We start from the raw sequence: 11,697 nt of genomic DNA, 5'->3' as shown, positions 1-11,697 counted from the left end.
CTAGGCATTGAGCAACAAGTGTGTCCTGCATGTCAGCGCGCTGATCATGGAACGTGCTTTCGATGTCGCCGGAGCCGACAACTTCTTGACGATGGAGATGGACACCACATTTGCAAAAAGTGTCTGGAGGGCGGGTTCGTCGCATGCCCTCTATGTGCGAACTCTATGCCTGCCGGACGCGGAGTGAAATGCGAAGCTTGCTACTGGCGGACGCTTGCTACAAAGCGCGCAGCGACGGCCAGCGAGGTGTTTTCCAAGCGTGAGCAAGCGAACATCTTTTGTGCTTTTGGTGAATGGTTGAGTAATGAGGTGGGGGAACAAAAGGCCGCAGTGACGGTTCTTCGGTACTTGCCATTCTTTGTTGACGTTGCTTCGTTAGGAACTATGGTGCCGTCATACCAGGAGTTACTGGAGAAGTTCTCGACTTTGGGGCTCCGGCGAAACCTGCTTGCGATGCGATTCCTTGAAATGACAAATCGGATCGTGGTCAATGAACAGCAGAAGCGAGACGCCTCAGATCTGCGCAGAATTGATGCAGCGCTTTCAGGTGCCCCATCAGTTGGCCGTCTTCGAGAGGCCTTGGACGGATACCATGCAGTCCTGCGCTCAAAGCTGGCCGCAGGAAAGATCAGTGTGCGGTCAATCCGGCTATCTCTGACGCCGGCTGCCGCATTGATTGCAGTGGCAGCAAAATCTGATCATCAGCTGCCAGAGCAGGCCGATCTATCTAGGTACCTGAGTGTGGCACCTGGCCAACGTGCTGCGGTTACAGGCTTTGTGAGCTTCCTGAAGATGGAGTACAAGGCTCAACTGGAAGTGCCAGCCAAGGCGAGCAATGGAGACACTTTTGAAGTTCGTCGAAGCTTGGAACGAGCAATCGCCGCACAACTGAAATCAGGCGTTCGCAATCCCGCAGAATGCACGGCTCTCTTGGTAAATGCGCTTCGGTATTTTCATCATATGCCTGCAAGAACAGCAAAGTCGGTTGCTGTTGTTGGCATTCTCACAGAAGCGCCAGATGGGAATGTCTTTGTTCTTCACGCAAAGACCAAATATCGGCTACCGCGAGAAATTTCCGTGCCGCTGATGATGAATAAGGTTTCTGCTAATCATACGTTGGACACAGATTCCCGTTTCAGCCAAGATAAGACTTGAGTGTGATGTAGGGCCAGTGGGGAGCACGCCACATGATTTCCGAAACCGAACGCCTTCGCCGTAAAGACGCCATCAACTTTGCACGAGGCAGCGTGCGTCTTGAGGGCTGCATCTTAGATGCAGAGATCGAGCGCTTGAACGATGCGTTCATCAATGGCGACCTCACGACTGAAGAACATTCTCGTGCATGTCGAGCGTACATCCTCACTCGCCCTAGCCATCCTCCGCCTGCTCCAGCGCCTCAGTCTGAGTAGCTAACGGGCTTGGCCAGCGAAGAGGCAGCGACTCCTGCTCAATTGCCGCAGCCTGATGCTTCACAAAGTCGGCTTCCTTGAACCATCCTCGGCGCTCACAGATGCCCAATATGCGCTGAATCTCTGCATCGAGCATGTTACGCATTACGATGCCAGCGTCCTCCGCCATTGCATGAAGGTGCAGCGTCCGATGCAGATCGCAACAGGCTTTCGACAGATGATCTGCAATTCGGAATCCTCCGCTGTCTATGTCACCCCAATGAAAAATTGCAGTGTCGCGCGGCAACGAAGAAAGCAAGAGTTTATATACGCGCATCCATGATGGACTCGGCATGCCTCCGGTATATAAAAGACACGTCCGGCCGACTGCGTTACTCCGCACAACGGATGACGCCAACTCGTGAAATGTTGTGAGGTTCTCTACGCTCAGCAAGGACGTCTGTCCTGCACAAGAGCCGTCAAGTTCGAAGCCAAGTATGCTGCCGGGGTGAAGTGCAAGGTACGGCTGAATGGCAGGGAGCAGGTGCAACTGCGTACGGACCAAGAAGTCTGGTGCCGAGATCATGAATGGCAGGGGGAACTTGACCAACCCAAGCTCCCGAAACACATCCTCTTGCTCTAAGGGCGGCAGTATCAGACTTTCTTGCACCAGCGCGTCTATTGCCGGCGCCAAACGCTCTGGACGTTTGCTGTCATTGAAAAGTTGAGCGCCAACTCTTCTTATTGGAATGTCATCAATGGCTGCATTCGGTGAACGGTCTAGACCAGAGATTCTCGTTTTGCAGTAGCTGACTAATTTCACCGCATCCAGCCAGCTCTCTATGCCGTGGCTGCTCAGCTCAATTTTCCTGGGCGATGCCCCGGAAACCCACGCATTCAGCACTTCATTTAGTACTGGATATGCCTCAATCGAAGGCCCAAACGCGTCCATAGCTTGGCGCATAGTTTGCCAACGAGGGATAACCTCCACGCATCTGGCAAGTTCTTCTGGGTCCAGTACTTCAATAGCCAAGATCTGACTCAAGTGATCTGCACGTGGATCCCACTCGATGGCAATAGCGCCTTTGCTGGCGACGAGCTGTAGATCGCCATTGCACTCCCTTTGTTCCGAGTGCGTGCGCAATCTCATGTAAGCAGGGAAAGACCCCTTCGAAAACAATAGCCGCGACGTTCTTCGCGTGAACTGGCTGAGCTCACAGTCAGGCCAAGTCTTGCTCACCGCCGTTTCTACTTGACGCAGTAACTTCAGTAATGCGGATCTCGCGACCTCGTGCATAAGAAGATCGCCCCTTAGCTCAACTCAAGGACAGCACGTTCAATCAACTCAGGATGACGCTCGGGAATGTCACTTTGAAGTAGCTCCCGAGCGGCATCTTTTATGAGTACGCGATAGATGTGGCTGTCCGCGCCATTGCGATGAAGATCGTAATAGCAATCGAGGACGGGAACGAGCTTACCGACATCGGTGTCGGGTCCCGCCATGATCAGTTGCATGCCGAGAGATTTCAAAAACTCCGCAGTCACGTAAGAGTTCTGCGCATCCATCCCATAGAAAGCCTCATCCAACAGCATAAAAGCGCAACCGGCATGTACACTATTCGGGCGAATTCGGTTCGCTGAGGCTAGGGCAGCGCCCGCAATCACATAGAATGGCACGCGGTGTTCGCCATTGGAGGCTATGCCAATCCGCTTGCTCAGTGTATCAACGGTTTTTCCTTCGACTTTGATCGCCAGATCAAAGGAGAAGAGCAGTCTATAGTCCTCCAATGGATTGTTGTCACGATCATCCCCTGTTTCGCAGGCTTCCAGCAGCCTCATTAATTGGGCCTGACCTTCACTGATGGGGGCCGCATCGCTGCTTTCCTCTGAGTAAGGAATTGGCTGTGCTGAGTCGCTCGTTATGAGATCGTGAAGCGCTTTATAAGACGGCGACACTTCCGACGTGAAGGAATAACGTTCGCCGCCGGTGAACTCTGGGCAACGATCCAGTATGCGATTTAGCTCTTTGATATCTTGTTCGACCCTCTTGATCGCTTCTCGCATTTTGAATTTCACATCGGATCTAAACGATTCCTCTGCCGCCGTTCGCGCAGCAGCGGCTTGATCCTCATAATTCGCAAGAGTGGACTCTTGAAGTAGTTGCATGTGACTGGCGGCCCATTTCGCAGCCTTGCGCCAATCGCCGCGCTCATCCATGAGGCCAATCGATCGCTCGTTGATGTATGACACGAACTCCGTCATGAACAGCGTTTCCCGCTCTTGTATTCGTTTTGCGGCAGTCGAAATTTCTTCCGAAAGAAACTGCATCATGACTTCCGGGCCTTTGGAGGCCATTATGTCCGTGCACTTGGCATAGAGTTCAACAGCAGCATCGGAGTCGTGACTTTCATCAGAGCGAGCCTTTTCGTAGTTTTGTAAGTGCTCTTCCAGACTCTTCTGCTCCGACGCTAGGGATGATCGTGCTTGAATGAGTTTTTGTTTGTCTGAGGCAACATGACTTGAAAGCTTGTTCAAATCGTCCTCAGCCTCTTCACACGATTTCTTGGCTTCAGCTATTTGATCTGACAGCTGCTGCAAACGTATTGGCAGTGAGACTTCAGCGGCCAGAGTATCGAAGCGACTCGTTGCCACCAGGTATGTCTCGCGCAGCGTGCCGTATGAGGAGAGTGTGATGCGTTCGATGCAATGACGTGCGAACTCTTCTGCGCGGCGCGTGCGTTCATGAAGTTGTTTGGCGGCGGACTCGGCGCGAGTTGCGTCCATAACGTCCTGCCGAAGCACGGCAATATCGGCCTCGCTGATTTTCGCGCCGAGGCGCCATTCGTGTCTGGGTATGAGCTTGAGTCGCCGCGTCCCGCCGTTCGCGCTAAGCATGCCGTCTCTGGTTAACGCCCGAGGATGGGCTTCCAATTCAGCTTCGGTTTCCACGCATCGCATGGATCCCATAAGGCGCTGTAGGAAGGCCAAAGCAACTATGTCATCGCTAGCCAACAAAGATGCAACGGTGTCGCTCGCATAGCGCCGCCCGATTTCGTCACGGAAATGAACGGGCTGAATGACACTTACGCTATAAAGAGGGGGATCTGCGTGGCGTAAGGCCTTTACGGCGTCACGCTCCTTCCCTTCATCTACTAAGAGCGCCAGCCTATTAACCCCAAGGAACGATTCAATAGCTGCTTGCCAAGATGGATCTTTGACTTTAACGAGACTTGCTGCAGTCTGACTTTGAATGCCTGCTTTGCGAAACAACGCCATAGCTAGGGCAACGTCGGACTCCCCTCGCGCCGTGCCGTCCAACCGGACTCCGCGACTTGCTGCATTGAGTTGCTCTTGCGCAACTTCGAGTTTGCGCGATGCGACACGAAGAGTCTCAGACGCATGGTTCTCTTGCGTGTGTAGATGTGGTGCTGCTTCGTTCAGAATTGCCAGAACGGATTGGGCAATTTGCATATCGGCTGCGGGGCCACCCAGAACCCTCCGATCAAACTTTGCCAAAACATCGGACAGTCTGTTTGCAATAGGCGATGCATTCGCCTTCAGGATTTCGCGTGCGTTTTCCAAGCACGTGCGGAGATCAAGCTCCACGGACTCAAGAGCTGTTTTAGCCTGGGAAAGAGCGGACGACAGAGCATTCTTCAATGCCTGTGCCTGTTGAGGTGCCTGGGCTTCCGGATCCTTTGCATACTCCTGTACTAAATCGAGATGCACGTTTCGCAATCGATTCACTTCTGCTTTCTTGAGCTCAAGAGCCGTCTCGTTGGTAGAGATGAGCCGGCCAAGATTTCCCTCCTCATTCAGAAGCTGCTGGACAAGATTTTCCGCGGACTCCAATTGCAGTGCCAGCCGAACGGCTTGCGCGACAGCACGCCGCTGATAGTGACCACCTAGTGTCTCAAAGCGACGGTTGATATCTTTTAGCTGAGCGATCTGCTGCTGTATGTCGGCAATCTTCAGCGAGAGATCTTTTAATACTCGAATGTGAGCCAACGTGCCGTGCTTGTCGATAGGAGTGGGTTCGACGAGGTAGCCACGCAGAAAATCGCCTACGCTATTGACGTTCTTGAGATTTATGCTGTGACGAAGCGCTTTGACGAATTGTCGCCGATTGATATGTCGCTCAGGATCTTGAATGCAGTGGAGCAACTCATCCAGATAGTGCTCCGGCTTGCTCGTGAGTGTTGGTGTCCTGCCTGCGTGCTTTGCTCTGTTCCTGAGTAAGGCTTCGAACTGCTGCCAGTCCATCGGTGATCGCTCGCCGCCCCCTATGTCTTCGAGATGATCGTCGAGATCTAAGACCACTCCAGGCACAACATAGAGCCCCAGAATCTTATGATCACGTTCGGTGACTGTTGAATACATGCAGACACCCGCTGAAACGCAATCTTGCGGCCGGTCTCCCTCAAAGACGAGGGTGATATAGGTGAGTGCTTCATTGCGCTTGCGTGTAAGTATCTGCTTGTCTTGTTCATTGCCTGATCGCATGGCTCCCAGCGCGTAGTCGCGTAGTGAGCGATGATCTTTCTGGACTGACTGCGCATTGAAGCTGAGGTGCTGGCCGTGAGCGCCTAGCAGGGCAACTTGAAGCCCGTCAATGAAACTCGTTTTTCCGGCCCCGTTGGCTCCAAGAATCGCAGTCCCTCCGGGACTTAAGTCAAAGGTCTCGAAATCCCAGAAGGAGAACTCAACAAAATGGACGCGCGCTAGTCGAATCATGGTTTGACCCCTGCAGAATCAGTCTTCGGATGATCGATCAAGTGTTCCCCCTTGGAGACCTCGACCTTCAAGTCGGCAGAAAATCTATTCAAGGCGTATTCACTTAGAATATCTACGATGCCTGGATTGATAGAAATGGCGAAGGGTTGTGGATCGCCGTCCTCTGGCTCGATTTCACGCGCCAACCCCTTCGCCTTGGATGCTTTTAGAAGCTCCCTTAGCGATCCGCCTCGCTTGTCAAAATCTCGCTTTGCGAGTTCTTTGAAGTGTGTTTCAAACTCCTCGATTCCCACTCGCGCATCCCCTTCTGCGGTCAGGTCTCCGACGCTGGCGCGAGAGTGGTACAGCTTGCGCAGGGTGACCAGGAAGAAGGTTTCCTGTAGGTCCATCGGAATAAGCTTCGATGTGTCTTGCCTGACGTAGCAATACTGGAGGCTGTCATTGAATCCGAGCTCTAGGCCCATCAGATCGAGAGCTTCCTTGAACTCTTTCCGATAAGTGCTGATGAGCCGATAGGAAACCGCCTGCCGCTGGAATCTGGCATATAGGCATTGCCCTACGACCATTTGATACATCGCTTGCTTGAAGTCACTCGGAACGTATTTTCCTTCCGTGCTTTCGGCGATTTGGTCCCAGTTACGTGGCATTGTTTGCGTTCCTTGTCACAGAAAAATCGGGGGTAATGAATAGCGCAGTTTCCAATTCACCATTCACCTGTGAGTTTTGCGATTCCGCGCTGAACCCGAGCCTTTTCATAAGAGGATTTGCCGCGTTACCCCGCGGATTGACCTTGAGGTAGGCCGCTAAGCGCACGAGCGCTAGAAACGCTACGGCGTCCTTAACCGTCGTAGCTGGGAAGTCGCGAGCAGCAAGTGTCTGCCCCGGCGCCAAAGTCGCCTCAACGAATCGCTTGATCGCTATAGGCGACATATCTCGATTGGCGATCATTGCCTGCCGTAGCTGATGCATCGCTCGCTGGTGCGGAGTAGGTTCCGCTTTACGCAATGCATGGCGCACAGGTTTTGTGGGGGGAGGTGTTGGCATCGTCATGCGCTGCTCTGACACTACTGAAGTTGGCGATAGCAATCGCCCCTCGATATCGAGATTGAGCGCTTGGGCGCCTCGGAGCACATGTGCTGTGTTGTCTATGGCAGCTTCAATTCGATCCGAGGCACGCAGTCGATAGCTGATTACCGCCAAAGCGCGATGTGTCGCCGACTCCATGACGCGATCCATGCGCTCCAGGAATCGCTCTACATCGGCTAGTCGTCTGAAGCGCTCCACGTCACGTTCAAGTGCCGCCTCTTCCTCTCCTGGACGGGCCCCCGCAATTTCAGCGTAACCGGCTAGTAGTTTGCCTCTCTCGTGGTCGTCAGTAGTAACGCGGGTGACTACCTCGATGATTTCGTATCTCAAGGAAAGGGGATGGTTCTCAGTGCGCAACTGCTTGAAGTCGCGCACGTAGATGTCTGCGATGTGCTCAGAGAAGAAGCGCCGTATGAAGACGGACGTTGCGTCCTCTCGCGCGATTTCCTTCATCAGATCACGAGCGCGAAGGGTTGTTGCGTTGAGGGAGTTAAGTAGCTGCGCACAGAGCCTGGCTGCACTGGCAAAGCCCGCCGCCTGTCCTCTCGGGTCCTTTTGCACGCTTTGAAGTTGGCTGTAGATGAGTTGAATATTTCCCCCGATGTGCTGCGGACCCTCGGTGGCAAATTGCTGCAATGCTTCGAAAAAACGCATCACTGTCGGGCGCATACTGATGAAGGTCTTCAAGCCGACTTGTTCTTTCACCAGCCATCCAGTCTCAGCTAGGCGCGTTACAAGGCCGGCTGCTTGAATTGGCAATGGAGTAGTGGGTCGGGTCCCGTCCTCTTCTTCCCAATCTTGATCTCTTAGCCATCGTTCGATTTCTTTGATGACCTGATCAAGGAGGTAGCCGTCTGCATAGTCAGGCACTGACTCTGGACTGAAAAAGCGGTCAGCTAGTCGACACAGCAACTCCCACATACGTCGGTTGTTCCGCCCCGTGAGCGCGGCAAACAATGTAGGTGGCAGTCGATCAAAGAGGTTCATGGCATGCCCGCATGATGGATGAACTTAACATCGATGTTATCTTAACATTGATGTTAACTTAACACCTATGTTAAGATTTGTCTATGGAAACTACGTCACGCACATCCGACCGAGTCGAACAGCTGCGGCGCGCACTCATCTGGGAAGGTGAGATGACCAATGAGCGCATTCGTGAGCTGTTTTCGGTTGGGCCAGTCCACGCCAGCCGCTTGCTTGCTGAGCTTAAGGACCGTATGGGCTCCTCTGCTGTTCGAACCTCGGCATATGGCCCATTGCGGGTTCTGTATGGGGAATTGGATAACTTAGGTAAGCGATCCCCGGACGAGTATCTCGCCTTGTTGGAAACGTTGCCTGGGGCTCATTCTCGTGGTGGAATTGAGACCGTTTATGACGCGCGCTTGGATCTGTCGGTGATATCCCCGCAGGTCTTTTCCGCCGTATTCAAAGCCATTGCGAATCGACTTGCCTTACAGATGTCCTACAAGTCGATGGGCACGCCCACGGGATCACAGCGCGTAGTCTTTCCCCATGCGCTCATACGCGCGCCACGCCGTTGGCATATGCGTGCGTGGTGCACGACTCGTCAAGAATTTCGGGACTTCACCCTTGGGCGGATAGGACGGACGGAGGTGCTGGATGAGCTTGCAACGAAAGATGCGGCGGAAGATCAGGGCTGGAACTCTGTGATCGACCTTCGTATCGTGCCGCATCCAGAACTGTCTCCTGCTCAAGCGAAAATGATCGCTGAGGAGTACTTCCCTGGCACGTCTGCGCGCAAGCTAAGCGTTCGTCAATGCATGGCGCCCTACATCATTCAGGATCTCCGTTTGTCCACCGACGCGGAGAAGCAGAGCCCACCTGAATATCAATTGTTTTTGGCGAATGCCGACACTTTGCCGCCGATGTTTACGGACAAATCGACATGACATCTGATTCGTTCGTTATGGTCCGAAGGGGACGAACCTCAAGCATTCAGTCGCTGGACAATTCTATTAGCGTGCTCGTGCTCTAGCCCAAAAGTAAAAAGGCTGTCCTCTAGTAGGCTTGGCCCTTCCCGCACAACCGTAAAATCAACAAGAGTTCGAGGAAAACAGGATGGGAGATTCAGGTTCTTCAATCGTCGCGGAAGCAACACGGCGCGAACTCATCGCATTTGCTTTTGTCGAGGAGTCCTATTCGAAGTCGGGCGATATCGTTGGCGGCTTGTTGCCACTCTTTGCTCCTGTGTTAGCAAAGCGAGCCAATAGAATTTTTGACTCCGTGCAATTCGCCGCTGACGTGCAGGCGGCGTATGACATCCCTATGAGTCCGCTTGTGGCGAACGGCTTAGTGGATAGAATGGCCGAGGCTGGGCTACTCAGAATTGATGACGGTGACATTCGAACTTATAGGGTCGCGCCCCAATCCAATGTGCAGAGAAGCGACGAAACCGGAGTGGACGCGCTTCTAACGGAATTCTGTGCGTTTGCACGATCGGCTATTGAACGCGTCAAGCTCGCAGCGTCTGACGAAGCACTGCAAATGGGTTTTCTAAAGAGGCTGACAACTGCCTATTTCCTTAGCTTCGTGGAGAAGCGTGAGAAGAACTACTTCAAGGGCCACACGATTAGCTTGAAGAAGGTGGAGGATGACGAGCAAGACGCTGTTCAACTTGAGCAAGCGCTCGATGTTATCTGCGCAGAGTTCGCCTTGCAGAAGCTCGATGAAGGAGGAGTCGTTTCTGAATTACTCCTGCGCCTTGTTGCTGGAGCGCTCATCGCAGAAGTGGTCCTGACGCTGCAGCAACCAAGCTCGAAGCAGATCCTCTCTAGCTTGAAGGTGGTCTTCGACGGGCCGCTGATTCTCGACTTCATGGACCTGAGTACCCCCGAACTTAAGGACTATGCTGCTGATCTCTTTAGCCTCGTGGAAAGTGCGTCCATAAGGCGGGTTGTCTTTAAGCACACGGTTGAGGAAATGAAAGGCACCCTTCAGGGCCCGCTGAAGGCACTGCAGCGTGGGGAGGAGCCATTCGGTCCATTGGGAAATCGAATACGAGCCAACTCTGAGCACGCAGCATACGCTCGAGCGATGCTTGATGGACTTGAAGAACAGCTTGAGCGGATTGGATTTGAGATTCTGGACGCGGATAACTACTTGTCCGATGAATACACCAAATTCTGCAGCCAGGCAGCTGAGGAGCATCTTCGAAACGATGTCGGTCCGTTAATGTTCAATCTCGAGCGGCGAATTCGAGATGCCCACTCGATTGCGACGATCCTCCGACTTAGGGGAAGCGCTCAAGAGCATGGCTCCATTGCGGAAACTGGCTGGATCCTGGTTACAAGAAACGATGCTGTGGCTAATAGATCTCAGAGCTCCCTCGAAGCGAGACAGTTGATTGAGCGCAAGCAGGTACCGCCAGCGATTACGGATCGCCGCCTTGCCGGCTATCTGTGGTTTGCGGTAGGTGGGTCCGTTGGCGCGCTCACACGAAAGAAGCTGATTGCCAATTGCTCCTATGTGATGACGCCGCGGACAGACGTCGTAAGCAAGGCGCGCCAATACTTATGCGAACTCGATCCCGCGAAGGCGGACACGTTCGTGGCACTGATGCGCGATCAAAGAGCGCAGCGGTGCCTCATGCGCTCGACCCTCGGCTTTCCAAGTTCCATTAGGCCCGAAAACGCAGAAGAACTTCTCCGAGAAGTCCGGCTCAGCGTTGCTGAAGACATAAAAGCGGAGGCGGCTGCACGAGAAGCAGAACTGCAAGCCAGTCACCAAGCGGAACTTTCAGCGTTGGCGCAAGCTCGGCTGTCGGATCAGCTGGAGAGCCAAAGCATGCACCTTCGAATGGCGCATGATCGAGAGGTCGAACGCAGCCTGGCTGATGGTGAGCTCAAGAAACGTGACGAACGGGTTGACGCGTTAACTGGTCGTCTTTCCACTCTAGAATTAGCACTTGAATCTGGCAACGGTCGAAGAATTCAGCGTGCAGTACGCAGCGCGCAGAGTGCAACACAAGGACTAAAAATCCTCCTAACGGTCGTCTATTTGCTTGTTGTGGGATGTGCTTACTGGTTTCTGCCTAGCGAGCGGTCCGGCTACGCACTCGCGATCACGGTGGTTGTAGCTTTGTTGGCCTTCTGGATCGTACCGCAGTACCTCTACGACCGGATCTCGCGACCCCTGTGGATGTGGAGGTTCCGAGCTAGGTGTGACGATCTTGGAGTCACTGAATACTTGGCTGCATACGACATTGATCCGTCACTTGGCAGAGTCGTACCAAGAATTCCACTCTAGGAGTAATTTTCTTCCTGACCGAGCTAAGAAATTGACGTAGAAGGTGCTGTTCGGGCGCGCAGGCGGTTGCGCCGCTAGTGCCAATATCGGCTCGCTGCTAGCCCATTCCAAGACTGTTGCCGCCGATCATGGCGCTCAGCGCCTTGCCGGAATGCTGCCAGCCGATTTGCCCAATTGGATCAGTATGCGTGGTCAAGCTCGCCGGGTCGCGTACGCTGGG

8 protein-coding genes are annotated in these 11,697 nt (G+C 53.5%); 4 read left to right on the top strand and 4 right to left on the bottom strand.

Annotation, left to right across the window (positions count from 1 at the left end; translation table 11 throughout):
* Positions 1-165: 165 nt before the first annotated feature.
* A complete protein-coding gene (locus tag ACDA63_RS14450) occupies positions 166-1,155 on the top strand; it encodes a hypothetical protein (RefSeq protein WP_373663974.1) in 990 nt (329 codons plus the stop codon).
* 32 nt (positions 1,156-1,187) lie between these two features.
* Positions 1,188-1,409, top strand: a complete 222-nt coding sequence (locus ACDA63_RS14445) for an antitoxin VbhA family protein (RefSeq protein WP_373663973.1) — start codon at positions 1,188-1,190, stop codon at positions 1,407-1,409.
* On the opposite strand, the gene ACDA63_RS14440 is transcribed toward ACDA63_RS14445, so the two are convergent.
* The 4 genes from ACDA63_RS14440 to ACDA63_RS14425 all read right to left on the bottom strand — a co-directional run bounded on the left by ACDA63_RS14440 (position 1,369) and on the right by ACDA63_RS14425 (position 8,195).
* On the bottom strand, positions 1,369-2,421 hold the full coding sequence (locus ACDA63_RS14440; RefSeq protein WP_373663972.1) for a Wadjet anti-phage system protein JetD domain-containing protein: 1,053 nt from the start codon (positions 2,419-2,421) through the stop codon (positions 1,369-1,371). The two genes, ACDA63_RS14445 and ACDA63_RS14440, sit on opposite strands and share 41 nt — an antisense overlap.
* Before the next feature lie 278 nt (positions 2,422-2,699).
* Positions 2,700-6,122 carry an SbcC/MukB-like Walker B domain-containing protein gene (locus tag ACDA63_RS14435; protein WP_373663971.1) on the bottom strand — a complete coding sequence of 1,141 codons (3,423 nt, stop codon included), beginning with the start codon at positions 6,120-6,122 and terminating at the stop codon, positions 2,700-2,702.
* Positions 6,119-6,769: a DUF4194 domain-containing protein gene (locus ACDA63_RS14430; protein ID WP_373663970.1), complete on the bottom strand. Its 651-nt coding sequence runs from the start codon at positions 6,767-6,769 to the stop codon at positions 6,119-6,121. The genes ACDA63_RS14435 and ACDA63_RS14430 overlap by 4 nt, the downstream gene beginning before the upstream one ends.
* Positions 6,759-8,195 (bottom strand): Wadjet anti-phage system protein JetA family protein, encoded by a 1,437-nt coding sequence (locus ACDA63_RS14425; protein ID WP_373663969.1) that lies wholly within the window; start codon positions 8,193-8,195, stop codon positions 6,759-6,761. The genes ACDA63_RS14430 and ACDA63_RS14425 overlap by 11 nt, the downstream gene beginning before the upstream one ends.
* Positions 8,196-8,347: 152 nt before the next feature.
* Between ACDA63_RS14425 and ACDA63_RS14420 the strand changes: the two genes are divergently transcribed.
* Together ACDA63_RS14420 and ACDA63_RS14415 are read left to right on the top strand one after the other, a co-directional pair.
* A complete protein-coding gene (locus ACDA63_RS14420; protein ID WP_373663968.1) occupies positions 8,348-9,121 on the top strand; it encodes a helix-turn-helix transcriptional regulator in 774 nt (257 codons plus the stop codon).
* 169 nt (positions 9,122-9,290) lie between these two features.
* A complete protein-coding gene (locus tag ACDA63_RS14415) occupies positions 9,291-11,477 on the top strand; it encodes a hypothetical protein (protein ID WP_373663967.1) in 2,187 nt (728 codons plus the stop codon).
* Positions 11,478-11,697 lie beyond the last annotated feature (220 nt).

This window comes from Uliginosibacterium sp. sgz301328, from assembly GCF_041807905.1.
Taxonomy (GTDB): domain Bacteria; phylum Pseudomonadota; class Gammaproteobacteria; order Burkholderiales; family Rhodocyclaceae; genus JBGVSA01.
Note: the sequence above shows the minus strand (reverse complement) of the source record. Positions and strands in the feature narration are given on the sequence as shown.

Coding starts and splice junctions, on each gene's coding strand:
- ACDA63_RS14450 (WP_373663974.1), top strand. CDS start 166: ATGCCTGCCGGACGCGGAGTGAAATGCGAAGCTTGCTACTGGCGGACG.
- ACDA63_RS14445 (WP_373663973.1), top strand. CDS start 1,188: ATGATTTCCGAAACCGAACGCCTTCGCCGTAAAGACGCCATCAACTTT.
- ACDA63_RS14435 (WP_373663971.1), bottom strand. CDS start 6,122: ATGATTCGACTAGCGCGCGTCCATTTTGTTGAGTTCTCCTTCTGGGAT.
- ACDA63_RS14430 (WP_373663970.1), bottom strand. CDS start 6,769: ATGCCACGTAACTGGGACCAAATCGCCGAAAGCACGGAAGGAAAATAC.
- ACDA63_RS14425 (WP_373663969.1), bottom strand. CDS start 8,195: ATGAACCTCTTTGATCGACTGCCACCTACATTGTTTGCCGCGCTCACG.
- ACDA63_RS14420 (WP_373663968.1), top strand. CDS start 8,348: ATGACCAATGAGCGCATTCGTGAGCTGTTTTCGGTTGGGCCAGTCCAC.
- ACDA63_RS14415 (WP_373663967.1), top strand. CDS start 9,291: ATGGGAGATTCAGGTTCTTCAATCGTCGCGGAAGCAACACGGCGCGAA.